The sequence below is a fragment of the Pseudomonas sp. MEJ086 genome (assembly GCF_030209025.1).
In the GTDB taxonomy this organism is placed as follows: Bacteria; Pseudomonadota; Gammaproteobacteria; order Pseudomonadales; family Pseudomonadaceae; genus Aquipseudomonas; species Aquipseudomonas fulva_A.
In genome coordinates this window covers 1-26,651 of the sequence record NZ_JARVSV010000024.1, presented here as the reverse complement: position 1 = coordinate 26,651, position 26,651 = coordinate 1, and the positions used below count along the sequence as shown (strand labels likewise).

General features: G+C 62.8%; 21 protein-coding genes. 15 read left to right on the top strand and 6 right to left on the bottom strand.

All coding sequences use genetic code 11. The features are described 5' to 3' along the window. Positions 1–13 precede the first annotated feature (13 nt). The 3 genes from QRN22_RS15220 (at position 14) to thrC (ending at position 3,738) form a co-directional block, all read left to right on the top strand. Positions 14–739 (top strand): DsbC family protein, encoded by a 726-nt coding sequence (locus QRN22_RS15220; RefSeq protein WP_042555425.1) that lies wholly within the window; start codon positions 14–16, stop codon positions 737–739. A gap of 105 nt (positions 740–844) precedes the next feature. After that, positions 845–2,149, top strand: coding sequence for a homoserine dehydrogenase (locus tag QRN22_RS15215; protein ID WP_042555426.1), 1,305 nt, complete (start codon positions 845–847; stop codon positions 2,147–2,149). Positions 2,150–2,328: 179 nt separating this feature from the next. Further along, positions 2,329–3,738 (top strand): threonine synthase, encoded by a 1,410-nt coding sequence (gene thrC, locus QRN22_RS15210; RefSeq protein WP_042555427.1) that lies wholly within the window; start codon positions 2,329–2,331, stop codon positions 3,736–3,738. Positions 3,739–3,950: 212 nt separating this feature from the next. Here thrC and QRN22_RS15205 read toward each other — a convergent pair whose 3' ends face one another. Beyond that, the gene (locus QRN22_RS15205) at positions 3,951–4,673 is read right to left on the bottom strand and encodes an endonuclease (protein WP_042555428.1); all 723 of its coding nucleotides are present in this window, start codon (positions 4,671–4,673) and stop codon (positions 3,951–3,953) included. 260 nt (positions 4,674–4,933) lie between these two features. Here QRN22_RS15205 and bacA point away from each other — a divergent pair, with 260 nt between their 5' ends. The 8 genes from bacA to QRN22_RS15165 all read left to right on the top strand — a co-directional run bounded on the left by bacA (position 4,934) and on the right by QRN22_RS15165 (position 16,058). Continuing rightward, positions 4,934–5,548, top strand: coding sequence for a biofilm formation regulator BacA (bacA, locus tag QRN22_RS15200; RefSeq protein WP_042555429.1), 615 nt, complete (start codon positions 4,934–4,936; stop codon positions 5,546–5,548). A gap of 12 nt (positions 5,549–5,560) precedes the next feature. Next, complete coding sequence (locus QRN22_RS15195; protein WP_042555430.1) at positions 5,561–6,256, top strand: PspA/IM30 family protein; 696 nt, start codon at positions 5,561–5,563, stop codon at positions 6,254–6,256. 89 nt (positions 6,257–6,345) lie between these two features. Beyond that, positions 6,346–6,972 (top strand): OB-fold-containig protein, encoded by a 627-nt coding sequence (locus tag QRN22_RS15190; protein WP_042555431.1) that lies wholly within the window; start codon positions 6,346–6,348, stop codon positions 6,970–6,972. Between the two features lie 90 nt (positions 6,973–7,062). Beyond that, positions 7,063–9,111, top strand: a complete 2,049-nt coding sequence (locus tag QRN22_RS15185) for a flotillin family protein (protein WP_042555432.1) — start codon at positions 7,063–7,065, stop codon at positions 9,109–9,111. 126 nt (positions 9,112–9,237) lie between these two features. Next, entirely contained in the window at positions 9,238–9,477 is a 240-nt protein-coding gene (locus QRN22_RS15180; protein WP_042555433.1) for a hypothetical protein, read from the top strand. 85 nt (positions 9,478–9,562) lie between these two features. Then, the gene (locus QRN22_RS15175; RefSeq protein ID WP_042555434.1) at positions 9,563–14,794 is read left to right on the top strand and encodes a DNA repair ATPase; all 5,232 of its coding nucleotides are present in this window, start codon (positions 9,563–9,565) and stop codon (positions 14,792–14,794) included. Further along, a complete protein-coding gene (locus tag QRN22_RS15170) occupies positions 14,791–15,369 on the top strand; it encodes a rhomboid family intramembrane serine protease (RefSeq protein WP_231570204.1) in 579 nt (192 codons plus the stop codon). The genes QRN22_RS15175 and QRN22_RS15170 overlap by 4 nt, the downstream gene beginning before the upstream one ends. A gap of 2 nt (positions 15,370–15,371) precedes the next feature. After that, positions 15,372–16,058 carry a phospholipase D-like domain-containing protein gene (locus QRN22_RS15165; protein ID WP_042555435.1) on the top strand — a complete coding sequence of 229 codons (687 nt, stop codon included), beginning with the start codon at positions 15,372–15,374 and terminating at the stop codon, positions 16,056–16,058. A 27-nt stretch (positions 16,059–16,085) separates the two neighbouring features. Here the strand turns inward: QRN22_RS15165 and QRN22_RS15160 are convergent, their stop codons facing one another. The 5 genes from QRN22_RS15160 to QRN22_RS15140 all read right to left on the bottom strand — a co-directional run bounded on the left by QRN22_RS15160 (position 16,086) and on the right by QRN22_RS15140 (position 21,799). Beyond that, positions 16,086–17,126 carry a DUF2157 domain-containing protein gene (locus QRN22_RS15160; RefSeq protein WP_042555436.1) on the bottom strand — a complete coding sequence of 347 codons (1,041 nt, stop codon included), beginning with the start codon at positions 17,124–17,126 and terminating at the stop codon, positions 16,086–16,088. A gap of 123 nt (positions 17,127–17,249) precedes the next feature. Continuing rightward, positions 17,250–18,674 carry an ATP-dependent RNA helicase RhlB gene (gene rhlB, locus QRN22_RS15155; RefSeq protein ID WP_042555448.1) on the bottom strand — a complete coding sequence of 475 codons (1,425 nt, stop codon included), beginning with the start codon at positions 18,672–18,674 and terminating at the stop codon, positions 17,250–17,252. A gap of 102 nt (positions 18,675–18,776) precedes the next feature. Then, positions 18,777–19,940 carry a dipeptidase gene (locus tag QRN22_RS15150; protein ID WP_042555437.1) on the bottom strand — a complete coding sequence of 388 codons (1,164 nt, stop codon included), beginning with the start codon at positions 19,938–19,940 and terminating at the stop codon, positions 18,777–18,779. Positions 19,941–19,997: 57 nt separating this feature from the next. Continuing rightward, entirely contained in the window at positions 19,998–20,936 is a 939-nt protein-coding gene (locus tag QRN22_RS15145) for a GGDEF domain-containing protein (RefSeq protein ID WP_042555438.1), read from the bottom strand. 209 nt (positions 20,937–21,145) lie between these two features. Then, positions 21,146–21,799: an alpha/beta hydrolase gene (locus QRN22_RS15140; protein WP_042555439.1), complete on the bottom strand. Its 654-nt coding sequence runs from the start codon at positions 21,797–21,799 to the stop codon at positions 21,146–21,148. A 482-nt stretch (positions 21,800–22,281) separates the two neighbouring features. Between QRN22_RS15140 and QRN22_RS15135 the strand changes: the two genes are divergently transcribed. The 4 genes from QRN22_RS15135 (at position 22,282) to QRN22_RS15120 (ending at position 26,439) form a co-directional block, all read left to right on the top strand. Continuing rightward, on the top strand, positions 22,282–23,310 hold the full coding sequence (locus QRN22_RS15135; protein ID WP_042555440.1) for an amino acid ABC transporter substrate-binding protein: 1,029 nt from the start codon (positions 22,282–22,284) through the stop codon (positions 23,308–23,310). Between the two features lie 64 nt (positions 23,311–23,374). Beyond that, positions 23,375–24,553, top strand: coding sequence for an amino acid ABC transporter permease (locus tag QRN22_RS15130; protein WP_042555441.1), 1,179 nt, complete (start codon positions 23,375–23,377; stop codon positions 24,551–24,553). 12 nt (positions 24,554–24,565) lie between these two features. Next, positions 24,566–25,666, top strand: coding sequence for an amino acid ABC transporter permease (locus QRN22_RS15125; RefSeq protein WP_042555442.1), 1,101 nt, complete (start codon positions 24,566–24,568; stop codon positions 25,664–25,666). 11 nt (positions 25,667–25,677) lie between these two features. Next, positions 25,678–26,439: an amino acid ABC transporter ATP-binding protein gene (locus QRN22_RS15120; protein ID WP_042555443.1), complete on the top strand. Its 762-nt coding sequence runs from the start codon at positions 25,678–25,680 to the stop codon at positions 26,437–26,439. Positions 26,440–26,651 lie beyond the last annotated feature (212 nt).

Here is a 26,651-nt window from a genome sequence, read left to right as displayed (position 1 = left end):
GATAGGAGTATTCATGCGTGTGACCCGCATTTTCGCGGCCATGGCCCTTGGCCTGGTCAGCACCCTCGGCCATGCCGCCGACCCGGATCAGACGATTCGCAAGAACCTGCTGTCGATCCAGCCTGATCTGCCGATCGAGGCCATTGCCGAAAGTCCGATGCCCGGCGTCTACCAGGTGCAGCTCAAGGGTGGTCGCCAGCTGTATGCCAGTGCCGACGGGCAGTTCGTCATGCAGGGTTACCTGTTCCAGTTCAAGGACGGGCAGGCCATCAACCTGACCGAGGCTGAAGAGAGTCGCGCCATCGCCAAGCAGATCAACGCCATTCCTGCCAAGGACATGGTGGTGTTCGCGCCCAAGCAACCGAAAGCGCATATCACCGTGTTCACCGACACCGACTGCGGTTACTGCCAGAAGCTGCACAGCGAAGTGGCCGAGCTCAACAAGCAGGGTATCGAAGTGCGTTACCTGGCCTTCCCGCGTCAGGGGCTGGGCAGCAAGGGTGCCAAGGATCTGGCCAGCGTCTGGTGCTCGAAGGATCGCCAGGCGGCGATGAATCAGGCCAAATCGCGTCAGTCGGTCGCCGAAGCCACCTGCGACAATCCCGTGGCCGAGCAGTATCAGCTAGGGCAGATGATCGGGGTCAATGGCACGCCGGCGATCATTCTGGAAAACGGCAAGATGATTCCGGGCTATCAGCCCGCGGCGCAGTTGGCAAAACTGGCGCTGGAAGCCAAGTGATCTGGCTCGATTGACTATCGAACGGCCGCTTCGTAATGTGCGGCTCTTTTTCCACGGCTGGCGCGTGTTCCAGCCGTTTTACGCAGTGCAGTTGGGGAGTCTAGTGTGAATCCGGTCAAAGTAGGCATCTGTGGGCTGGGTACCGTCGGTGGCGGTACCGTCAATGTGCTCAAGCGCAACGCCGAGGAAATCGCGCGTCGTGCCGGGCGTGGCATCGAGGTGGCGCAGATTGCCACCCGTACACCCAAGCCTCAGTACCAGTCGACCGGCATTAGCATTACCAACGATGTGTTCGCAGTAGCCAGCAACCCCGAAATCGATATCGTCGTGGAGCTGATTGGCGGCTACAGCATCGCCCGTGAGCTGGTGCTCAAGGCCATCGACAACGGCAAGCATGTGGTGACCGCCAACAAGGCGCTGATCGCCGTGCACGGCAACGAGATCTTCGCCCGCGCTCGCGAGAAGGGCGTGATCGTTGCCTTCGAGGCGGCGGTGGCGGGTGGCATCCCGGTGATCAAGGCGATTCGCGAAGGCCTGGCGGCCAACCGTATCAACTGGCTGGCGGGGATCATCAACGGTACCGGCAACTTCATTCTCAGTGAAATGCGCGAGAAAGGCCGTACTTTCGAGGACGTGCTCGCCGAGGCACAGGCGCTGGGTTATGCCGAAGCCGATCCGACCTTCGACGTCGAGGGTATCGACGCGGCCCACAAGCTGACCATTCTGGCGTCCATCGCGTTCGGTATCCCGCTGCAGTTCGACAAGGCCTACACCGAAGGCATCACCAAGCTGACCACTGCTGACGTCAACTACGCCGAAGCGTTGGGCTACCGTATCAAGCACCTGGGCGTCGCACGCCGTACCGAGGCCGGTATCGAGCTGCGCGTGCACCCGACGCTGATTCCGGCCGACCGCCTGATCGCCAACGTCAATGGCGTGATGAATGCGGTGATGGTCAATGGCGATGCCGCTGGCAGCACGCTGTTCTACGGCGCTGGCGCTGGCATGGAGGCGACCGCGTCGGCGGTGGTGGCGGATCTGGTCGATGTGGTGCGTGCCCTGACCACCGACCCGACCAATCGCGTGCCGCACCTGGCCTTCCAGCCGGATTCGCTGTCCGACCATCCGATCCTGTCGATCGCCGACTGCGAAAGCGCCTATTACCTGCGCATTCAGGCCAAGGATCGCCCCGGCGTGCTGGCCCAGGTGGCGAGCATCCTGTCGGAGCGCGGCATCAACATCGAATCGATCATGCAGAAAGAAGTCGAAGAGCAGGATGGCCTGGTGCCGATGATCCTGGTCACGCATCGCGTTGCCGAGCAGCGCATGAACGACGCCATTGCAGCGCTCGAAGCGCTGAGCGACGTGGTCGGCAATGTCGTGCGCATCCGCGTCGAACAACTGAACTGAAAGCAGCTACGGCTGCAAGCTTCAAGCTGCAAGAGGGCCTCTGGGTTCACTGCTCGCTTGATGAACTGAACTTGAACACCGCAGCAGGGGAGAAGCGATAAGTCGCGAGCAAGGCACTTGTGCTGTTGCTCGACGCTTGAAGCTTGAAGCTTGCCGCTCGAACCGAAGGTTTGCAGACAATGCGCTATATCAGCACTCGCGGCCAGGCACCGGCCCTGAATTTCGAAGATGTTCTGCTGGCCGGTCTGGCCACTGACGGCGGCCTCTATGTGCCGGAAAACCTGCCGCGCTTCACGCAGGAAGAGATCGCCTCCTGGGCGGGCCTGCCGTATCACGAGCTGGCGTTCCGGGTGATGCGTCCGTTCGTGACCGGCAGCATCCCGGATGCCGATTTCAAGAAGATCCTCGAGGACACGTACGGCGTGTTCGAGCACTCCGCCGTGGCGCCGCTGCGCCAGTTGAACGGCAACGAGTGGGTGCTCGAGCTGTTCCATGGTCCGACCCTGGCGTTCAAGGATTTCGCCCTGCAACTGCTGGGTCGCCTGCTCGATTACGTGCTCGCCAAGCGCAACGAGCGCGTGGTGATCATGGGCGCCACTTCCGGTGATACCGGTTCGGCGGCCATCGAGGGCTGCAAGGCCTGCGACAACGTCGACATCTTCATCATGCACCCGCACAACCGCGTGTCTGAAGTGCAGCGCCGGCAGATGACCACCATCCTGGGCGACAACATTCACAATATCGCCATCGAGGGCAACTTCGATGACTGCCAGGAGATGGTCAAGGCCAGCTTCGCCGACCAGGGTTTCCTCAAGGGCACTCGCCTGGTGGCGGTCAACTCGATCAACTGGGCGCGGATCATGGCCCAGATCGTCTACTACTTCCATGCGGCGCTGCAGCTCGGTGGCCCGGCGCGTTCGGTGGCCTTCTCGGTGCCGACCGGCAACTTCGGCGATATTTTCGCCGGTTATCTGGCGCGCAACATGGGCTTGCCGATCAGCCAACTGATCGTCGCCACCAACCGCAATGACATCCTGCATCGCTTCATGAGCGGCAATCAGTACGCCAAGGGTGAGCTGTATCCGACCCTGTCACCGTCGATGGACATCATGGTGTCGTCGAACTTCGAGCGCCTGCTGTTCGACCTGCACGGTCGTAATGGTTCGTCGATCGCGGCACTGATGACCGAGTTCCGTCAGACCGGTGGTTTCACCGTCGAGGACGATCGCTGGACCGAGGCCCGCAAGCTGTTCGACTCCCTTGCGGTGAGCGACGAGCAGACCTGCGAAACCATTGCCGAGGTGTACGCCGCCACTGGCGAACTGCTCGACCCGCACACCGCCATTGGCGTGCGTGCTGCTCGCGAATGCCGTCGCAGCCTGGCTGTGCCGATGGTGGTTCTCGGTACGGCGCATCCGGTCAAGTTTCCGGAAGCGGTGGAAAAGGCTGCCGTCGATCGGTCGCCGGCGCTGCCGCCGCACCTGGCCGATCTGTTCGAGCGCGACGAGCGCTGTACCGTACTGGCCAACGACCTGAAGACGGTGCAGGCATTCGTGGCTGCCCACGGTAATCGCGGCAAGCCGCTTTAAGCGATAACGCTGCAAGGCGAAAGGCCGGTCACCTGGTGGTGCCGGCCTTTCGCGTTTTCAGGGGGTTGTCGACTGACTGCTGTGGAAGCGGGCAATGCCCACGATTCGAGCGTATGGCGTGCTCCCAGGAAAGCGGTTCTGTAGCTTTCAGGTCGCAGGTTGGGCTTTAGCCCGCCAAACCACGGCCCGCCTTGCCTGATCGTCGCCAGGCCCTACTGCCGATTGACGGCAGTAATCGGTGCCTGCTGGCACAAGCGCTTGTCCAGTTGCCCGACGTAGGGGTTTGCCCAGCCCATGACGCACCCCATCAGCTGGTTGCGCTGGCGTTCCCACTGCTGCGCCGGGTAGGTCTTGTTCCAGGCGGTGAACAGCTGGCGATTCTGTCTCGACAGCTTGAGCTTGTAGCGGTCGCTCATGTACAGGTAAGTGCGGGCGATCATGCCGCGTACTTCCTTGCGCGGCATGACCTTGCGGGCCTTGAAGTCGACCACCGTCGCGCAGGCGCCATACTGGCTGGGCGCCTGGGGTAGCCAGCCGAAGTCGTAGTTGCTGCGATCTCCGTTGACCTCGCCAATCGCCGGTACCAGGTTGTGCAGGTCGGCTTCGGCGCGGCGATACACGCTGTCGTTCTTGCTGCAGTTCTGCCGGCCGCCGTTTTGCCAGCACTGGCGCTGGTGGCCGATCTGCCAGGCTGGGACGATGTGTTCCCACTCGATCCGGGCGGCCCTGTTGGCATTCTTGCGCGGGGTGTATCCGCAACTTTTCAGGTCGACGCGGTTGCCACTGAAACTGCAGCCGCAGTAGAACTCCACCGACTGACGCTCATAGAGCTTCCAGCCGATTTTCTTGGCCTGGCTGAAGGTTTGCGGTGGTGCGGCGAAGATCGATGTGCAGAGGATGAGGCAGAGCAGGGCGAGGAGGCTGCGGGACGGCATGCGGCTTTCCGAAAAGGGGCGAATCATACCGGTTCGCAGCCGGATGCCAAGGCTAGCCAATTGATGGCGCGGTCATTGCGTCCTGGCTTTTGCACAACTGCGAAAGGGTCGGCGGATTTTTCCTCGTGCAGTCGGTTTAATTGCCGGGATGTCTCCCACTCCATCCATTCCTTCGCATCATTCCAGGCCTGATCGACGTCCTGAAATTAATTACATGTGATTCGTTGATATGTCACATGTAATGTTCTAGTCTGCGCTTCATGGAAAACAAATCCTCAGCTCATTATCAGCGTCTCTTTCGCCAGCGTCTGCGCGAACAGGGGCTGGTGAAAAAGGAAGTCTGGATACTGCCCGAGCATGCCCAACGGCTCTCGGCGGTCGAACGGAAACTGCGCCAGCCCCAGTCGGAGCTGGCTTCAATGGAGGAGGGGGTGAGCATGCCTCAGGTTTGGACTGCACAAACGTTGTTCGATGCGCTTTCAGGGGCAGAGCCGTTTGCTGATGGCCGCGCTGCCGTCGAGCTGATTCAGGGCGCCGATGCCAGTTTGCACGTGACCATGAAGGACTATGGTGATCTGCCGCTGTTCATTGCGGTATTCGGTGATCAGATCATCGTCGAGGCGCTGCTCTGGCCTGCCAGTGACGTGCGCGATGCTGCCGCTTTCAACGAGGAAGTGCTGCGTAGCCACAAGCTTTTCCCGCTCTCCAGCGTCGGCCTCGAAACCCTGCCCGACGGGCAGGCCTGTTACACCATGTTCGGTGCGTTGAGTGCCTCGTCGATCCTGCCCAACGTGGTGCTGGAGATCGAAACCCTGGCAGACAACGTCATCAAGGCGACCGAAGCCTACGAAGACTTCCTCAAGGCCAGTGCATAAGGAGAAACGCTGATGAACGTCTGGAGCAAATTGCTGACGGCACTGCGTGGCGGTGCCAACGAATTGGGTGAGACGCTGGTCGATGGGCAGGCGCTGCGCATTCTCGATCAGGAAATCCGCGACGCCGATATCGAACTGCGCAAATCCAAGGAAGCCCTGGCCGAGATCATGGCCAAGCAGAAGCTGGCCGCCGAACGTGCCGGTAAATCCGCAGCCAAGGTCGCCGAGTACGAGCAATACGCGCTCAAGGCCCTGGAAGCGGGCAATGAGGCACTGGCCGGTGAAGTGGCCGGCAAGATCGCCAACCTGGAGATCGAGCTGGCCAGCGATCGTGAACAGGCTGATGGCTATGCCGCCAGCGTGGCGCAATTGCGCAAGGCCGTGACCCAGGCCGAGGCCAACATCAAACGTCTGAAGCAGCAGGTGGACACCGTCAAGGCCACCGAAAGCGTGCAGAAGGCGCAGATGGCCGTGGCGCAGCGCTACGGTGGTTCCCAGGCCAAGCTGCACACGGCGGTCGAGTCGCTGGAGCGCATCAAGCAGCAGCAGGCGGAGCGTGCGGCCGAGATGGAAGCCGCGGCCGAGCTTGCCGAGGCGTCCAACCCGGATGACTCGCTGGATGCCAAGCTGCGTGCGGCGGGTATCGTCGCCGACAAGACCAGTGCCGACAGCGTGCTGGCGCGTCTCAAGGACAAGGCCAAGCCCTGATTCATCGGGCCAGCCACGACAGGTGGCTGTGGTACGTCATGAATGGTGGAGCCGATGGGCTCTGCCATGTTTTTCAGGGATAGGAAATCATGGAAATCTTCCTGCAGATCTCGCTGGCTTTCCCCACCGTCATCTTCAGCTTCCTGCTGTGTCTGGCGGTGGTGTATTGGGTCATCGTCGCGTTTGGCCTGATCGAGATCGACGTGCTCGACGTCGAAGCCGACTCCGCACTGGAAGGCCCGGCTGCGGCACTCCTGTCCAAACTCAAGCTGCGTGACGTACCGCTCACCCTGGTGCTGACCCTGCTGTCTTTCTTCGCCTGGTTCATCAGCTACTTCGTCGACCTCTTGGGGCTTGGCCTGTTGCCACTGGAGTGGCTGCGCTACCCACTGGGCGCGCTGGTGGCAGTGGCCGCGTTGTTTCTTGCCGTGCCGCCGACGCGCCTGCTGTGCGCGCCGCTGCGCCCGCTGTTCCTCAAACTGGAAGTGACCAGCAGCAAGAGCGTGCTCGGTCAGACCGCCGTGGTGCGCAGTGGCCGGGTGACCGCCAGCCATGGCGAGGCCATGCTCGAAGACGGTGGTGCCGGCCTGATTCTGCGGGTTCGGGCTGACGAACAGCTGGGCTTCAAGCGTGGCGACCGTGTCGTTTTACTGGAATACCTGGAAGCGCAGCATGCTTACCGGGTGATAACTGAAGAAGAGTTCCGGGGTATCTGATGCGCTGATCAGCGTCTGCCGGGCAGCAGTCCGGCAGGTCGTGATCCAGCTTTCAGCCGGTTCCATCCGCCTCAAAGGAGATTGAGCGCAATGTATAACCTTCCACCGTCGTTGATTCCCGTGCTGGTCGGGGTCGGCCTGGTCGCCCTGCTGATCGTTGGGCTGCTGGCCTTGTTCAAGGCCTTCTACATCAAGGTTCCCCAGGGGACGGCGCTGATCGTCAACGACATGTCGTCGACGCCCAAGGTGCACTTCACCGGAGCGCTGGTTTACCCGGTCATCCACCTCAAGGAGTTCATGAAGATCTCCCTGATCACCCTGGAAGTCGATCGCCGCGCCAAGGACGGGCTGATCTGTCGCGACAACATGCGCGCGGACATCACCGTGGCGTTCTACCTGCGCGTCAACGAGACCCAGGAAGACGTGCTCAAGGTCGCCAAGGCCATCGGCGTCGAGCGTGCCTCCGATCGTGCGGCGGTGAACGAGCTGTTCAACGCCAAGTTCTCCGAAGCCCTGAAGACCGTCGGCAAGCAGTTCGACTTCGTCCAGCTGTTCGAGAACCGTCAGGAATTCCGTGACCGCATCGTCGAGGTGATCGGCAACGACCTCAATGGTTACGTGCTCGAAGACGTGGCCATCGATTACCTGGAGCAGACCGCCAAGAGCTCTCTGGACCCGAGCAACATTCTCGACGCCGAGGGTATCCGCAAGATCACCCAGCTGACCGCTGCGCAGAACGTCATCACCAATGACCTGGAGCGCAACGAAGAACTGGCGATCAAGAAGAAGAACGTCGAAACCCGCGAGGCGACGCTGGCCCTCGAGCGTCAGCAGGCCGATGCCGAAGCGCGCCAGAAACGCGAGATCGAAACCATCCAGGCCCGTGAGCAGGCGGAAACCCTCAAGGTCAAGGAAGAAGAGCGTCTGAAGGCCGAGCAGGCGCGCATCCAGACCCAGCAGGAGCTCGACATCCGCGCCGAGAACCATCAGCGCGAAGTGGAAGTGGCGCAGCAGAACCGCCAGCGTGCGGTGGTCATCGAGGTGGAGAAGGTGACCCGCGCCAAGGATCTGGAAGTGGTGGCCCGCGAGCGCGAAGTCGAACTGCAGCGCATCGAGAAGGAAAAGGCGCTGGAAGAAGAGCGCAAGAACATCGCCAGCGTGGTGCGCGAGCGGGTTGCGGTCGAGAAGACCGTGGCTCAGGAAGAGGAGCGCATCAAGGAAGTCCGTGAGGTTTCCGAAGCCGAGCGCATGAAGCAGGTCACCGTGATCAATGCCCAGGCCGAAGCCGAGCAGGAGCTGGTGCGCCAGGTCAAGCAGGCCGAAGCGGACGAAACCCGTTCCAAGCACAAGGCGGTGGAAATCAACAACCTCGCCCAGGCCGAGCTGGAGGCCGCTGCCAAGAGCGCCGAGGCGAAGAAGAAGCTCGCCGAGGGTATCGAAGCCGAGCGCGCTGCGCCGGGTCTGGCCGATGCGCGGGTGCGTGAAGTCACCGCTGCGGCCAAGGAGAAGGAAGGTCTCGCCGAGGCTCGTGTGCAGGCCGAACGTCTGATTGCCGAAGCCAAGGGCGAGCAGGAGAAGGGCCTGGCCCAGGCTCGTGTGACCGAAGCGCAGGCGGCAGCCAAGGAGAAGGACGGCCTGGCCGATGCCAAGGTGCTGGAAGAGAAGCTCGGCGCGCAGGCACGAGGCGAAGAGCAGCTCGGCGTGGCCAAGGCCAAGGCGACCCAGGATCTGGGCATGGCCGAGGCGCAGGTACTGCTGGAGCGTCTGAACGCCGAAGCGGAAGGCCTGGGCAAGAAGTTTGGTGCCCTCGACGCGCTCAGCGACAACGCCCGTCAGCACGAAGAGTTCCGCATGCAGCTGGAGAAGAGCTTCGAGGAAGCCATGGCGGCCATCGCGGCGAACAAGGAAATCGCCAAGGATCAGGCCGAGGTTCTGGCCACCGCGCTGGCCAAGGCGAAGATCGAGATCGTCGGCGGCGAAGGCGACTTCTTCAACTCGTTCGCCAAGTCGCTGTCGGTGGGCAAGGCCATCGAGGGCGTGGTTGGCAAGAGCCCGGTGGTTCAGGACGTGCTTGCCCGTCTGTTGCAGGGCCGCGTACCGGAAGCCAAGCCCGTGCAGCCGGATACCGAGCAGGCGTGATGCACGATGCATGGGGCGTCGCTGGCGCCCCATGCAACCAACCGCTTCGCGATGGCAGGACCAGGCAAGCCTGCTCCTGCCACACGTTGCAGATACAGCGTTCAATCACTCTACAAGGAATGTTTCATGTCAGAACCAAGAGATCATCTGGAAATGACCTTTCGTTCGATCCAGTGCTTTGCCGACGACGGCCGCCTGGATGCAGACGAACTGGGCTCGCTGCTGGCGATCGCCGAGCGCGACGGCGTGATCGATGACAACGAGATTCGTGTGCTGACGCGGATCATCGCCCGCATCAAGCCGGAAGAACTCGACCAGCCGATGCGCGACAAGCTCGCCGAAGTCGCCAGGAAGATCGGTGCCTGAGCACCGCTAGAAATCGCTTTTCGCGCCGCCCTCTCGCGGTAGGCGCGCTTTTGCTTGCAGACAGCGCAGATTCAGGAAGACCACGATGTCGGACGCCCAAGCCGAAAACACCCAGCAGGACATTCTCGACAAAGCCGTTGCCGAAGGCGGTGCCTATGAGGTGCTGCACAAGCGCCTGCAGGAGCAGGGGCTGCGCCTGCGGCAAAATACCGAGGCACTGAACGAGCAGCGTCTGCAAGAGTTCGGCAGCAGCCAGATGGAAGTGACCGGTCGGGTTCGCATCCGTACCGAGAACAACTGCATCGCCCGCGATATCGTCCAGGTCGGCGACTGGCTGCTGTTCGGCTACAACGTGTTCCTCGGCCTGAAGAAGGAAACCTCGGTCGCCGACGTGTTCTCGCTCTACCGGCTGGTGGAAGGGCCGGAGGGCTACGAGGCCGAGTCGATCGCCCTCGAGGGCACCTTCCTGGCGCAGAGCGGCTTCGTCAACGACTTCAACGAGCTCTACACCTACTACAAGAACACCCGGCTGCTGCAGCTGGCGATCCGTGACGGCAAGCTGCTGGCGAGCTTCCAGATCGGCGAGCGCATCACCGACATTCGCGTGTTTCGCTGGTCACTGTCGCTCGACGGCAAGGACGTGCGCTACATCGACAACCGCGGCGAACGCGATATCGCGCTGCCGGCGCCGTTCGATTTCGAATGGCAGAAAACCACCCGTGACATGACCGTCAACGGGCGCTTCCCGCACTTGAACATCCTCGACACGGTATTCGTCGAGACCATCGGTGGCGACCTGACGATCAAGGTCGAGAACAACACCGAGAAGGGCGAGGGCATCTACCGCGAGGAGGTGGTGGACAAGACCCAGTCGCTGGACGATGCCCAGGTCGAGTTCGCTGCCCTGGGTAGCCTGATTCTGCTGAAGATCCTGCCGTACCGCGAGGAGCAGTGGCGCTATCTGGTGTTCAACCGGCTGACCCGCAAGGTCGAGCGCATCGATGCCATCGGCCTGGCCTGCGTGCAGCTGCCCGAAGACCACGGCATCATCTTCCCCGGCGGTTATTACCTGCAGAACGGTGAACACAAGACCTTCGAGCAGTCGATGGCCGGCATGCGCTTCAAGCGCTCGGTGCGTTCGCCCAATGGCGAAGACGTGCAATACATCTTCTACCACCCGGGCGAAGGCCGGGCGGTATTGCTGACCTACAACCTGGTCACCCGGCAGCTGCAGAACCCGATCTTCGGCCACGGCTACGCGCGCCTGGAAGACGGGCGCATGGTGATCTTTTCCGCCGAGGGCGACGAACCGACGCGCATCCACCCCATGCAGATCTGGCAGACGCCATTCTGCAGCGAGGAGTACGCCGCGCGTCAGCCGGCACGCAGCGGTTTCTTCGGGCGAATCGGCAATGCCGAGCTGGTGCGCGGCGTCTCCGACCTGTTCAACCTCAGCCGCGAGATCGACAGCCGCGAGGTCTCGGTGCCGCGCTACACCCTGCTGTGTCAGAACACCCGGCGGCTGTTCGACGTCTATCACTGGCTCAGCGATCCGCAGTGCGCGGGCATGGCACCGTTGCTGCGCGAGATCGCGGCGACCGGCGAGCTGGTGCTCGACGAGTTCGAGAAGGTCGAGAGCATTCGCCAGCAGTCGGCCACGGCCATGGCCAGTGCGGAAAGTCGGCAGAAGGCGCTGCTCGAGAGCCTGCGCTCGGAGAGCTGGGACAAGGTCGAGCAGTACGTCGAGGCACTCAACGCCATCATCGCCCAGCGCGGCCAGTTGCTGACCATCCGCGATTATCGCTACATCGACGTGGCGCGTATCGACGCCATGGAGCAGGCGCTGCTCGAAGCCCGCGAGCAGACTGCCGCTGCCACTTCACGCTACCTGGCAGGTGATGCCGCGCTACAGCCGTATCACGACAACCTGCAGGCACTCGATGCCCAGGCACAGAAAGCCGAGACCGTGGCGCAACTGGCCGAACCCCTGGCAGGGCTGGGCGAGATGGCCGCCAACCTGGACATGCTCTCCGGGCTGATGGCTTCGCTGCAGATCGACGATGCCACCGAGCGGACCCGCATCGTCGATGCCATTTCCGAGGTGTACGCCAAGCTCAACCAGGCCAAGGCGCGAGCCGAGCAGCGCCGCAAGGGGCTTGGCTCGACGGAAACCGTGGCGCAGTTCGGCGCCCAGTTCAAGCTGTTCAGCCAGAGCATCACCAACGCCCTGGCGCTGGCCCAGGATCCCGAGCGCTGCGACGAGCAGCTGTCGCGTCTGCTGGTGCAACTTGAAGAACTGGAGAGCCAGTTCGGTGACCACGAGCAGTTTCTCGGCGACATTCTGGCCAAGCGCGAGGAGCTGCTGGAAACCTTCGAGGCCCACAAGCAGACCCTGCTCGACGAGCGTCAGCGCAAGGCTCAGGCCCTGCTCGATGCCGCCCGGCGCATCCTCGACAGCCTGGGCCGGCGCACCGCGCGTTTCGACCAGGCCGAAGAACTGAATGCGTTCTTCGCCGCTGACCCGCTGATTCTCAAGCTGCGTGAACTGGCCGAACGCCTGCGCGAACTCAAGGACAGCGTCAAGGCCGATGATGTCGAGGCGCGTCTGAAGGGCGCCCGGGACCAGGCCGTGCGTGCGCTGCGCGACAAGAGCGAACTGTTCGAAGAGGGCGGTGATGTCATCAAGCTGGGGCCGCGCCACCGCTTCGCCGTCAACACCCAGGAACTGGACCTGACCCTGCTGCCCCGTGGCGACGGGCTGTTCCTGCACCTGACCGGCACCGATTTTCTCGAACCCCTGCACGACCGCGAGCTGGAGGCGTTGCGCGATTACTGGCAGGTGGCGCTGGAGTCGGAATCGGCCGCGTTGTACCGCGGCGAGTTCCTCGCCGGTCTGGTCCTCGACGCCGCCGTGCGTAACGCCGAGGGGCTCAGCCTCGACCTGCTCAAGGCGCAGATGAGTCAGCCCGAGGAACTGATCAAGCGCATCCGCGAGTTCGCGGCACCGCGCTACAAGGAAGGCTACCAGAAGGGCATTCACGACCAGGACGCCATGGCCATCCTGCTCAGGTTGCTGGCGCTGCGCGAAGGCGCCGGGCTGTTGACCTACACGCCTCTGGCCCGTGGTTTCGCATTGTTCTTCTGGAACCGCTGGCGCGAAGACATGGACGCCGCCCACTGGGCCGAGCGCGCCCACACCTGCGCCAACATCCGCAAGCTGTTCGGTCGTGATGAAGGCCTGGTGCAGTTGCGTGCCGAAGTGCTGGCGGCGATGCAGGGGTTCCTGGCACGCCACCCGATGCCGTTCGAGGCGGCGCCGTTGCGCGAGGCTGCCGAGTATCTGGTCGAAGAGCTGGCTGCCGAGCGCGTCGAGTTCGTGGTCAGCAAGTACGCCCGCGATCTGCTCGACGGCCTGCGCCAGCACCTGCAGACCGCACACATGTGGGACGGCTACCTGCAAGCCCAGGAGCGCCTGCGCGGACGACCCGATCAGCGCTGGGCGCTGGCGGAGAACTGGCTGCGTGCCTATTGCGCCGAACAGAGCGCGGCCTCCCAGGCCTATGTACCCGAGGCCGTGGCCCTCGGCCTTATCGATGCCGAGCTGCCGGTTCGTGTCACCGAGGCGGATCTGCAGGTGCGCGTTGACGGCCTGCTCGGCGATCATCCACGCATCGAGCAGGGCACCCTGGCGTTCGCGCTGGACGATTTCTTCCAGCGTCTGCGTCACCACCGCGAGACGTTCCTGCCGGCTCTGCAGCGTTATCAGGCGCTGCGTCAGGAGGTGGTCAATCGCGAGCGCGATGCGTTGCGCCTGAGCGAGTTCAAGCCACGGCCGCTGTCCTCCTTCGTGCGCAACAAGCTGATCAACGATGTGTACCTGGGTGTCATCGGCGACAACCTGGCCAAGCAGATGGGCACCGCCGGTGAAAGCAAGCGCACCGACCTGATGGGCCTGCTGATGCTCATCTCGCCGCCTGGCTACGGCAAGACCACCCTGATGGAGTACGTGGCTCACCGCCTCGGTCTGATCTTCATGAAGATCAACGGCCCGGCCCTCGGCCACGAAGTGCGTTCCATAGACCCTGCTCAGGCACCCGACGCCACCTCCCGCCAGGAGCTGGAGAAGCTCAACCTGGCGCTGGAAATGGGCAACAACGTGATGCTCTACGTCGACGACATCCAGCACACCCACCCGGAATTCCTGCAGAAATTCATCTCGCTGTGCGACGGTACCCGGCGCATCGAGGGTGTGTGGAAGGGTCGCACCAAGACCTACGACATGCGCGGCAAGAAGTTCTGCGTGGTGATGTCGGGCAACCCCTATACCGAGTCCGGCGACGTATTCAAGATCCCTGACATGCTGGCCAACCGGGCTGATATCTACAACCTGGGCGATACCCTGGGCGGCATGGAAGAGGCTTTCGCGCTCAGCTACATCGAGAACGGCCTGACGTCCAATCCGGTGCTGGCGCCGCTGGCCACCCGCGATATGGCCGATGTCTATCGCTTCGTCGCCAAGGCCGAAGGCAAGCCGTTCTCCAGCAACGAACTGAGCCACGGTTACAGCGGCGCCGAGGTCAACGAAATCGTCTCCACCCTGCAGCGCCTGATGCAGGTGCGCGACGTGGTGCTCAAGGTCAATCAGCAGTACATCGCCAGTGCTGCCCAGGCCAACGAGTACCGTACCGAGCCCTCGTTCAAGCTGCAGGGCAGCTACCGCAACATGAACAAGATGGCCGAGAAAATCTCCTCGGTGATGAACGACGCCGAGCTGCTGCAACTGATCGCCGATCACTACCAGGGCGAATCGCAGCTGCTGACCACCGGCGCCGAGGAAAACCTGCTCAAGCTCGCCGAGCTGCGTGGCAACCAGACGCCCGAGCAGCTCGAGCGCTGGGCGCAGATCAAGCGCGATTTCATGCGCAACAAGGCCATGGGCGGCAGCGACTCCGACATCGGCGGGCGCGTGGTGGCGCAGCTCAACGATCTGGTCGAGGGGGTCCGTGGCCTGGCTCGCGGCGAGCCGGCTGCGCCCGCGCCTGCCGCCGTGCCCTGGCAGGAGCTGCTGGCTGGCCTGGAACGCTTGCGCGAAGTGCAGCCGAAGGTGGAGGTGGCCGTACAGGCGCAGCCGCAACCCGGCATCCAGGCGCTGCTCGAACGCCTCGCCGATGGCCTGCAAGACGGTGTGGTGCCGCTGATCAATGCCATGGACAAGAAGATCGACATCGATCTGGGGACCCACAAGCGTATGGGCGACATGGCCCAGCAACTGCGTGAGATCGCCCGGATGATGGGGCAGGGCGGCGACACGCCGTGACGCTCTGGCTGTTGCCGCGGCTGAAGTTGTTGTTCGGTATCGCCGCACTGATGGTCGTGCTGCAACTGGTCAACAGCCTGGACGGCTACAGCCTGAACCGCTGGGGGCTGATTCCGCGTGTGCTGGAAGCGCTCCCCGGCGTGCTTCTGGCGCCCTGGCTGCACGGCAGTTGGTTGCACCTGTTCGGCAATCTCAGCGGCTTTCTGGTATTGGGCGCGCTGGCCCTGCTGGAGTCGCGCCGCGAGTTCGTCCGTGCCAGCCTGTTCATCGTCGTTGCCAGTGGTCTGCTGGTCTGGCTGTTCGGCCGCCCGGGCATTCATGTCGGCTCCAGTGGCTGGCTGTTCGGGCTGTGGGGGCTGCTGCTCGGGCGCGCCTGGTTCCGTCGCAGCTTCGCGGATCTGCTGCTGGCGGCCCTGGCTCTGGTGCTCTACGGCGGCTTCTTCTTCGGCCTGCTGCCGCAGCAGGGCGTGTCGTTCGAATATCACCTGGCTGGCGCATTGTGCGGCGGACTTTACGCTTCATGGCAGCGGGGCGGGCAAAAGCGCCGCACCCGAAAACGAACTCGGCAGGGTTAAAAATGGATTTCGATCGCCTTGATCAACACCTGCGTGACAGCCTCGCGGACCTCACGCTCAGCAACGATGAGCGAGATGAACTGCGTGAACTGGGCAACGACCTGACGCCTGATCAGGTGCGCTACCTGCGCAACCGCGCCTTCTCTCTGGTGCGCGAGTTGGTCGGCAACCCCGAGGACGCCATGCCGGCCCTGAAATGGCTGGAGCAGGTGATCAAGACCCTGGAGGTGCGCTGCTCGCCGGCCCGTGGCCACGCCAGCGCGCATTTCAGCCCGGGGGAAAGTTGCCGTCAGCGTATTCGCGGCCTATGCCAACAGGCCCGGGAGTCGGTGGATGTGTGCGTCTACACCATTTCCGATGACCAGCTCAGTGACGAGCTGATCGCCGTGCACCGCCGTGGCGTGGCTGTACGGATCATCAGCGACAACGAGAAACGCTTCGATGCCGGCAGCGATATCCAGCGCCTGATCGACCAGGGCGTGCCGCTGCGGATCGACAACAGCCCGTTTCATATGCACCACAAGTTCGCCCTGTTCGACGGGCGCCTGCTGCTCAACGGCAGCTTCAACTGGACGCGCAGCGCCAGTGTCAGCAACGAGGAAAACCTGCTGGTGACCGACGACCCTCATCTGGTCGCCGAGTATGCGCGTGAGTTCGACAGGCTGTGGACTCGCTACCGCCCGGGCTGAGCGGCGGCGCAAGGCGGCTTTGCGAGATCAGCGACGCAACGCTGGCAGAAGCGTCTGCCAGCTGGCTGGCACGTGCCGACGCAGCGCGCTGCTCATGGCGTCCCGGCGTTTCTGGTACAGCAGCCCGAGGCCCATGACGCCCAGGCCGATCAGGCTGACCACCACCGGGAACAGCAGCGAGTCCTCGAACACGTCATGGGCCAGGTAGCCGAGGTAACCCGCCACGCCCAGCGCGCCGAAGACCATGAACAGCGGGCGGCGCAGCAGCACGGCGAGGCCGATCAGGCCCAGATTGATCAGGCAGTAGAGCAGCTTGCCGAACTCGCTGCCGCTGTCCTGCAGGCTCAGGCCGCACCAGAACGCGGTGAGGCCCGCCAGGTAACCCCAGAAGGCGAAATCCTGTTTGCTGCGCCCGTCGACCAGCAGGCTGACGAGCAGCACCAGCAGGCCGAACCAGAGCGAAACGTCACGGCGTTGTTCCCAGGTGATGTACTCGTCATGAAAAAGTTCGCTGAGATCCATCGACATGAACCAGAGGGCCACGGCGATCGGCATGACGATGAACGGGAAGGGCATCACGCGCAGCACCAGCAGGCCGACAACGATGGTGGCGACTTCCATGAGCAGCCAACCGCCTTGCACGTAGCGGTAGTAGTCGGCGTAGTCGGTTTGCGTGTCCCCCATGGGCCACAGGCCGAATACACGCTGGGCGGCGAACACCACCAGCGGCACGAGGCTCACCGCCACCGCCGCCAGCAGGCCGCCCGGAATCGGCTGGCCGCGTTGCCACAGGCTGCGGCCACCGAGGAAGAACAGCAGCAGATAGGCAGCGCTGATCAGCAGTAGCGCAGTGTCGCCGATGCTCATCCAGGCTTCGGTCATCAGCCAGCCCATGGCCCCGATGATCAGCAGCGCACCGAAGTAGTAGGCCACATGGGAGAGCTGAAAGCTGGGGCGGCTGTGTGGATCGTGCTGGAGAAAGTCCACCAGGGCCTGATCCTGACCCGGCTGCAGGACGCCGGCCTGGACGGCACGCTTCAGGTCGCTGCTGTCGATCTTGAGTGTCATGAACGAGTCCCTGTAAGGCGTGGCGCCCTGTCGGCCATTGGCGTGCGTCACGCTCTGGTCGGTGGGCCAGGGCGCTGGGCCACCCTGGCGGGCTGGCTGCCGAATGGCGGGCCAGCGTTGCTGTCAGTGTTTGCGCGGTACGGGCTTGAGCAGTTCGTCTGGCGGCATTTCGCAGGCGATCTTGCGGCCCATCAGCGCTTCGATGGCTGGCAGCGCGTAAGCGTCGTCTTCGCCGGCGAAGCTGATCGAGGTGCCGCTGGTGCCCGCACGACCGGTACGACCAATGCGGTGCACGTAGTCATCCGGCGTTTCCGGCAGGGTGAAGTTGATGACGTGGCTGATGGCATCGACGTGGATGCCTCGGCCCGCCACATCGGTGGCGACCAGCACGCGAATGCTGCCCTCACGGAAGCCTTCGAGCACCTTGATGCGTTTGTGCTGCGGCACGTCGCCGGACATCTGCGCGGCACTGATGCCATCGCGGGTGAGGCGCTCTTCGATGCGCCGTACTTCGTCCTTGCGGTTGGCGAATACCATCACGCGGATCCAGTCGTTCTGAGCGATGAGGTTGTAGAGCAGCTTGTACTTGTCTGCCGAGGCGACGGCGTAGACGTGCTGTTCGACGGTATCGCTGGCGACGCTTTCCGGTTCGATCTCGACGATAGCCGGATCGGTGGTCCACTGTTTGGCCAGGTTCATCACGTCTTCGGTGAAGGTGGCGGAAAACAGCAGCGTCTGGCGTTCGCCCTTCATCGGGGTCTGGCGGATGATCTGCCGGACCTGCGGGATGAAGCCCATGTCGAGCATGCGGTCGGCTTCATCGAGCACCATGACCTCGACCATGTCCAGGTGGACTTCACCGCGCTGGTTGAAGTCCAGCAGGCGGCCCGGGGTGGCGACCAGAATGTCGCAGAAGCGTGATTCGAGCAGCTTGAGCTGTTTGTCGAAGTCCATGCCACCGACGAAGCTCATGACGTTCAGGTCGCTGTACTTGGTCAGTTCGGCCGCATCCTTGGCGATCTGCACCACCAGCTCGCGGGTCGGCGCGATGATCAGGGCCCGCGGCTCGCCCATGTAGCGGTCTTTCGGCGGCGGGGTCTGTTGCAGCTGGGTGATGATCGAAATCAGGAAGGCGGCGGTCTTGCCTGTGCCGGTCTGGGCGCGGCCGATGGCGTCGCGGCCCTTGAGGGTGTAACCCAGTACGCCCGCCTGGATCGGCGTGCAGTAGGGGAAGCCCAGATCATGGATGGCATGCATCAGGTCCGGGGACAGCTTGAAGTCGTGGAAGCGGGTCTTGCCAGGGGCTGGTTCGACCTTGAAATCTTCGAGCTTCCAGGTGTCGACGGGCTTGGGTGCGCGCTCTCGGCGAGGTTTCGCGGGTTTGCTCTGGGGTTTCGGGGCAACGGGAGCCGACGCTTTCGGTGGCCTCGGTGGGCGTTCCTCGCGAGCTGGGCTGGCGGGTGGCGGGGAGGGCTCGATGGTCGGGGAGACTGAGCTGTGTGGCTCATTTTCGGCTTTGCCGAATATTTTTTTGAGTGCTTTGAGCACGGTCATCTCGTCGGTTGATTAAGGAATGAACGACGGCCAGTGTAAAGCAAGACGCGCGCAGGGCGAAGTACCCTGCGGATACCGTCATTGCGGGCTTTGCGATCAGCCTGCCGGCAGGCTGGCGAGCAGCAGGCGCTGCACGTTGCCGCCCATGATCGCGGCGATCTCCTCGCGGCTGAAGCCGGCACCGAGCAGGCCCTCGGTCAGCTGGGCGAGCCCGGTCACGTCGAACGGGGCGTGGATGGTGCCGTTGAAGTCGGAGCCCAGGGCCACATGGCGCACGCCCACCAGGTCGGCGGTGTAGCGAATCGCCTTGACGATGGCAGCCACCGAGGTGGCACACACGGCCGTGTCCCAGTAACCGATGCCAATCACCCCGCCGGTGGCGGCAATGGCGCGCAGGTGCCGGTCGCTCAGGTTGCGTGTACCGGGGCAGGTGCCTTCGACGCCGCCGTGGGAGACCAGCAGCGGGCGTTTGGCGATGGCCAGCACATCATCCATCAAGGGTCGCGAGGCGTGAGCCAGATCGATCAGCATGGATTTCTCTTCGAGGCGGGCGATCACCTGCCGGCCCAGCGGTGTCAGGCCACCCTTCGCCAGGCCATGGGCCGAGCCGCCGACCTCGTTGTCGAAGAAGTGAGTCAGGCCAGCCATGCGGAAACCTGCGTCGTAGAGGAGGTCGAGGTTATCCAGCTGCCCTTCGAGCGGGTGCAGGCCCTCGGTGGCCAGCAGGGTGGCGACGCGACGCGGGTCCTCGTTCCAGGCCTGCAGGAAGGTGGCCAGGTCGGCTCTGCTCCTGATCAGCACCATGCGACCATCGCTGCCTGCGGTCGCCTCGCGCAGCTTTTCGGCCTGGTAGAGGGCGCGCTTCAGCAGGCTGTTCCAGGTCGCCCGAGGCCAGCGCTGGGCCATGGCGAGCAGCGTGATGGTGTCGCTATCGGCAGCGTTGCTCTCGTAGTTCAGCCCGCGTGGCGATTTGGTCACGGTGGAGAACACCTGCAGGCCGACGCGGCCTTCGAGCATGCGCGGCAGATCCGAGTGCCCGTAACTGTAGCGCTTGAGCAAGTCTCGCTCCCAGAGCAGCGCGTCGTCGTGCAGGTCGGCGATGAACAGGGTGTCGTGCAGGCGGGTGGCGGCCTCTCCGGCAGGGTAGGGCGCAGGTGATTCGACGCTGTTCATGCGTCGGTCGAGGATGCTGGGCAACGTGAAGAACACGCCGGCAGCGACGATCAGGGCAATCGGAGCGATCAGCAGGCGTTTACGCATCGGGAGCATCCACGCAAAGGTATGGGTCCGAACAGCATGCCACGCGGTGACGGCATTTCAGTGACAGAGGCGGTTGCGGCCTTCGTCCTTGGCCCGGTACAGGGCCTTGTCGGCACGGGCGATCAGGCTGGTCAGGCTGTCCTTGGGCTGCATCTGGGTCAGCCCCAGGGAAATCGTCACACCGGGCTGGGCGCCCAGCGGCGAGTAGAAGGCGCCGATCTGCTCCAGGCTCTCGCGCAGACGCTCGGCGATGTCCACTGCCTGTTTCAGGTTCAGCTCAGGCAGCAGCACGACGAATTCCTCACCCCCGAAACGCACCAGGCTGTCACGGGGGCGCAGCTGTCGACGCAGGGTGTGGGCGACCAGGCACAGGGCATAGTCGCCAGCCAGGTGGCCGTGCTGATCGTTGTAATCCTTGAAGTGATCGACATCGAGCATCAGCAGGCTCAGGGGCTGGCAACTGAACAGGCAACGGGTGCGTTCGCGTTCGAACACGTGCTCCAGCCAGCGCCGGTTGAAGGCCCCGGTGAGTTTGTCGACGTTGGCGTTCTGCTCGCTGTCGATCAGTTGCCGATTGCCCTGGCGCATGCGGCTGCACAGCACTTCCAGCAGGTTGTGCATCATCTGCGGCGATTGCTGGAACAGCGTGGTCAGTGCATCACGGTGCAGGCGCAGCACGCTGCTCGGCTCGTTGGCCACCACGTAGGCGCTGGGATGCTCGTTGTCGATGAAGCTGATTTCGCCGGCGCAATCACCCGAGTGCAGGGTGGTGACCGGCTGATTGTCCAGCGAGCCCAGATAAACCTTGAGGCTGCCGTTGACGACTATATAGAGGTACTGGTTGCGGTCGAAAGGCGAGAGCAGCACTTCGCCGGTGTCCAGATCGCAGGCACGAAAGGAATCCAGCAGCCGGGTCAGGCTGCCGAGTGCAACATTGTTGAACAGGCGCAGTTGTCGGATCTGCTGTAGATCGGTCTGCCATTGGGATGCCTTCATGGCATCAGCATCCTTGCTCGAAAACGACTAACGATTGGCACCGCTAACGCTCCCTGGGTCAATGACCCCATTCATGGTGAATGGACGGGCCTCATTACCCTGACAGTATCCGTCGGCCCGAGGACTGACAATGCTCTTGCGCCTCGACGACGACAGGCGGCGCGTGGACTGTGACCTGGGTCACAGGCCTGGCCCCGCGCAAACCGGCGTTATAGACGGGCCGCCAGCCAAACACCGACGTCGCGTATTTCCTCCGGTAACACTTCGTGGCCCATGGGATACTCCTGCCATGTCACGGTGACATCATGCTGCAGCAGCCAGTCGTGGGCGGCGCGGCCCATGGGTGGCAGCACCACGCCGTCCTGATTGCCGTGCAGGCAGTACACCGGTATCGCACGCTGCAGGTCGCTCAGTTGCACCTGCTCGGCAAAGGTCGGGGCGTAGGTGGACAGCGCCAGGACCCCGCCGAGCGGGCCCTGCCAGCGCAGGAAGGCGGTATGCAGTACCACCGCGCCGCCCTGGGAAAAGCCGGCGAGAAAGATGCGGGCCGGGTCGATCCCTTCGTTGCGCTGCGCCTCGATCAGGTCGATCACCTGCTGGGCCGACTGTTCGAGCTGCTCCCGATCGATCGCCCTGGCCGGGCTCATGGCGAGAATGTCGTACCAGCTGGGCATCTCGTAGCCGCCGTTGACGGTGACTGCGCGAGTGGGCGCCTGGGGCAGTACGAAACGGGTGCTGCGCAGCGATTGCTGCAGCGCCTGGGCGACCGGTTGAAAATCGAAGCGATCTGCACCCAGACCGTGCAGCCAGATGACGCATGAATCGGCGGGAAGTGGGGGCTGCAGTAGCAATGTGGTATCCATGTGTTGCTCCAATATGGGGCCTGTGCGTTATTTTGGTGCGTAACTGTTTTTCGTCACTGTACTGATCCGTGAACAAGATGTCGCAAGATTACAAGTTTGCCCCCTTGACCCGCCTATCTCGCGGGCAAAATCACCGTGTGGTATGGCCTTTGCTATAGAGCCTGAGACTGATGTCGTCGGCCTGGCGTGGTAACACCGCTCCGAGCCGCGGAGCAGACGGGAAAGCCGATTTGATGGGGTTTCCAAAAGGTTCGCCGGGCGCTGCATGCCTGTCGATGTGCAAATTCGCGTTCCGTCTCGGGCCCGTTCACCAATGGGCTGGTGCAAGCGTCGATGACCTACTTTTCGAATAGGTCACGGCATTCGCACCGAGGTCTGGTCACCGGTCTACACTGTCGCTGCCTACAGTGACGACATGCCCCAAAAGGGTACGGCGATCCGACTGAGACTCCAACACAACAAAAGCAACCGGAGAATGTTCAATGAAGATGGTTAAAACCACCCTGGCGATGTTGACCGCCGCCGCCGTTCTGGGTGCAGCAGGCATGGCTCATGCCGGTGCTACCCTGGATGCAGTCAAGAAGAAAGGTTTCGTACAGTGCGGCGTCAGCGATGGCCTGCCTGGCTTCTCGGTACCGGATGAGAAGGGCAACTATCAGGGTATCGACGTCGACATCTGCCGCGGTGTGGCCGCAGCGGTGTTCGGTGACGCGACCAAGGTCAAGTACAGCCCGCTGACCGCCAAGGAGCGTTTCACCGCGATCCAGTCCGGTGAAGTCGATGTGCTCTCGCGCAACACCACCTGGACCAGCTCCCGCGACGGCGGCATGGGTCTGGTATTCACCGGCGTGACCTACTACGACGGTATCGGCTTCCTGGTTAACAAGAAGCTGGGCGTTGCCAGTGCCAAGGAACTGGATGGCGCGACCATCTGTATCCAGGCAGGCACCACCACCGAGCTGAACGTCTCCGACTACTTCCGCTCGAACGGCCTGAAGTACACCCCCATCACCTTCGACACCTCCGACGAAAGCGCCAAGTCCCTGGAAGCTGGTCGTTGCGACGTACTGACCTCCGACCAGTCGCAGCTGTACGCACAGCGCATCAAGCTGGGCGCGCCGGATGACTGGGTAGTACTGCCGGAAGTGATCTCCAAGGAGCCGCTGGGCCCGCTGGTTCGTCGTGGCGACGAAGACTGGATGGCTATCGTCAAGTGGACCCTGTTCGCCATGCTCAACTCCGAAGAGCTGGGTGTCGACTCCAAGAACGTCGAAGCCCTGGCCAAGGAAACCAAGAACCCTGACGTAGCCCGTATGCTGGGTGCCGACGGTGAGTATGGCAAGGATCTGAAACTGCCGAAGGACTGGGTCGTCCAGATCGTCAAGCAGGTCGGTAACTACGGCGAAGTCTTCGACCGTAACATCGGCAAGGGCAGCGAGCTGAAAATCGAGCGTGGTCTGAACGCTCTGTGGAACAAAGGCGGTCTGCACTACGCTCCTCCAGTGCGTTGATTGACCTGTCGCCCGGCAGCCGGCTGCCGGGCGATTTTCGTTCCGTTATACCTGGGGCATTCCCATGCAGAAAAACATCGGCGCACCGCAGGGGTTCTCCCTCAGCGATCCACGTGTGCGCGCCTGGCTATTCCAGATCATTACCGTTGTGGCCGTGGTCGCAATGGGGTGGTTCCTGTTCAGCAACACACAGACCAACCTGCAACACCGGGGCATCACGTCCGGCTTCGACTTTCTCGAGCGCAGTGCCGGTTTCGGCATCGCCCAACACCTGATCAGCTATACCGAAGCGGACAGCTATGCCCGCGTCTTCGTCATCGGCCTGCTCAACACGCTGCTGGTGTCCTTCATCGGTATCGTGCTGGCTACCTTCCTCGGCTTCCTCATCGGTATCGCGCGACTGTCGCCGAACTGGATGATCAGCAAGCTGGCGACCGTCTACATCGAGGTGTTCCGCAACATTCCGCCGTTGCTGCAGATTCTCTTCTGGTACTTCGCCGTGCTGCTGCCGCTGCCGGGACCGCGTGCCAGCATCAGCATCGGCGAAAGCTTCTTCCTCAGCAACCGCGGCCTGAACATGCCGGCTGCCGAGGCGACGGGGGCTTTCTGGCCGTTCGTGGCCGGCCTGGTGGTGACCCTGGTCGCCATCGTGCTGATGACCCGCTGGGCCAACAAGCGCTTCGAAGCCACCGGCGTGCCATTCCACAAGTTCTGGGCTGGCCTGGGGCTGGCGATCGTCATTCCCACGCTGTTCGCGCTGGTGTTCGGTAGCCCGCTGCACTGGTCGGTACCGGAGCTCAAGGGCTTCAACTTCGTCGGCGGCTGGGTGATGATCCCGGAACTGCTGGCGCTGACCATCGCGTTGACCGTCTACACCGCGGCCTTCATCGCCGAGAACGTGCGCTCCGGGATCAACTCGGTCAGCCACGGGCAGACCGAAGCCGCTCGCTCGCTGGGGCTGCGCCCGGGCCCGACCCTGCGCAAGGTGATCATTCCCCAGGCCATGCGGGTCATCATTCCGCCGCTGACCAGCCAATACCTGAACCTGGCGAAGAACTCCTCTCTGGCCGCCGGTATCGGTTACCCGGACATGGTGTCGCTGTTCGCCGGTACGGTACTCAACCAGACGGGCCAGGCCATCGAGGTGATTGCCATCACCATGAGCGTGTACCTGGCGATCAGTATCAGCATTTCCCTGCTGATGAACTGGTACAACAAGCGCATCGCGCTGATCGAGCGGTGAGGACCTAGCGCAATGAGCACAACCCATATTTTCAAACCGGATCAGCCGCCACCCAGCTCCAGTGTTGGTGTGGTCGCCTGGATGCGCAGCAATCTGTTCTCCAGCTGGCTCAATACGGCGCTGACCTTCTTCGCCATCTACCTCGTTTGGCTGATGGTGCCGCCGCTGCTCAAGTGGGCGTTCATCGACGCCAACTGGGTGGGCACCACCCGCGCCGACTGCACCAAGGAAGGCGCCTGCTGGGTGTTCATCCAGGCGCGTTTCAGCCAGTTCATGTATGGCTTCTACCCCAGTGAACTGCGCTGGCGCGTGGACCTGACCGCGGTTCTGGCGATCGTCGGTGCGGCACCGCTGTTCATTTCCCGCTTCCCGCGCAAGGCCTTCTATGGCATCGGCTTCCTGGTGATCTACCCGGTGGTTGCCTGGTGCCTGCTGCATGGCGGTGTGTTCGGCCTGGAAACCGTGCCGACCAGCCGTTGGGGCGGCCTGATGCTGACTCTGGTGATCGCCGCGGTAGGTATCGCCGGTGCATTGCCGCTGGGCATTCTGCTGGCTTTGGGGCGCCGCTCCAACATGCCGGCGGTGCGCGTGGTCTGCGTGACGTTCATCGAGTTCTGGCGTGGCGTTCCACTGATCACCGTGCTGTTCATGTCCTCGGTGATGCTGCCGCTGTTCCTGCCCGAGGGCATGAGCTTCGACAAGCTGATGCGGGCGCTGATCGGGGTCATCCTGTTCCAGTCGGCCTACATCGCCGAAGTGGTACGTGGTGGTCTGCAGGCGATTCCCAAGGGGCAATACGAAGCGGCCGGCGCCATGGGCCTGGGCTACTGGCGGATGATGGGTCTGGTGATCCTGCCGCAAGCGCTCAAGCTGGTGATTCCGGGCATCGTCAACACCTTCATCGCCCTGTTCAAGGACACCAGTCTGGTGATCATCATCGGCCTGTTCGACCTGCTCAACAGCGTCAAGCAGGCGGCTGCCGACCCGGCGTGGCTGGGCATGGCGACCGAGGGCTATGTGTTCGCTGCCCTGATTTTCTGGATTTTCTGTTTCGGCATGTCCCGCTACTCCCTCCATCTGGAGCGGAAGCTCGATACCGGCCACAAGCGTTAGGAGTCACTTAGATGAGCGAAGCAAACAAGCAACCCAGCGCCGAGCCGATCATTCAGCTGCAGGGCGTGAACAAGTGGTACGGCCAGTTCCACGTACTCAAGGACATCAACCTCGACGTGCGTCAGGGCGAGCGTATCGTGCTGTGCGGGCCGTCGGGTTCGGGCAAGTCCACCACCATCCGCTGCATCAACCGTCTGGAAGAACACCAGGCCGGTCGCATCGTGGTCGATGGCACCGAACTGACCCGTGACCTCAAGGACATCGAAACCGTGCGCCGCGAAGTGGGCATGGTGTTCCAGCACTTCAACCTGTTCCCGCACCTCACCGTGCTGCAGAACTGCACGCTGGCGCCGATGTGGGTTCGCAAGATGCCCAAGCGCAAGGCGGAGGAAATCGCCATGCACTTCCTCGAGCGCGTGCGCATTCCGGAACAGGCCCACAAGTTCCCGGGGCAACTGTCCGGTGGTCAGCAGCAGCGTGTGGCCATTGCCCGTGCCCTGTGCATGAAGCCGAAGATCATGCTGTTCGATGAGCCGACCTCGGCGCTCGACCCGGAAATGGTCAAGGAAGTACTCGACACCATGATCGGCCTGGCTCAGGACGGCATGACCATGCTCTGCGTGACCCACGAAATGGGCTTCGCCCGTACCGTGGCGGATCGGGTGATCTTCATGGACAAGGGCGAGATCGTCGAACAGGCCGAGCCCAATGCCTTCTTCGACAATCCGCAGAACGAGCGCACCAAGCTGTTCCTCGGGCAGATCCTGCACTGAGAACGAACTTACGAGGCCGCTGCGGCGTAGAAGACGGACTGGATTGCCAGCCCAGTCGGAAAGCCGCTTGCGGCTAACGCGCTTTAGGGCGGCCCCGGAGGAGCGAGCGAAGCGAGTTGTGCTCATGTACGAGCGTACACTCACATGCGAGCCCAGTTGAACTGGTCAAGTAATTCTGGACACCGTTTATGGTTTAGGCCGCCAGCTTCTCT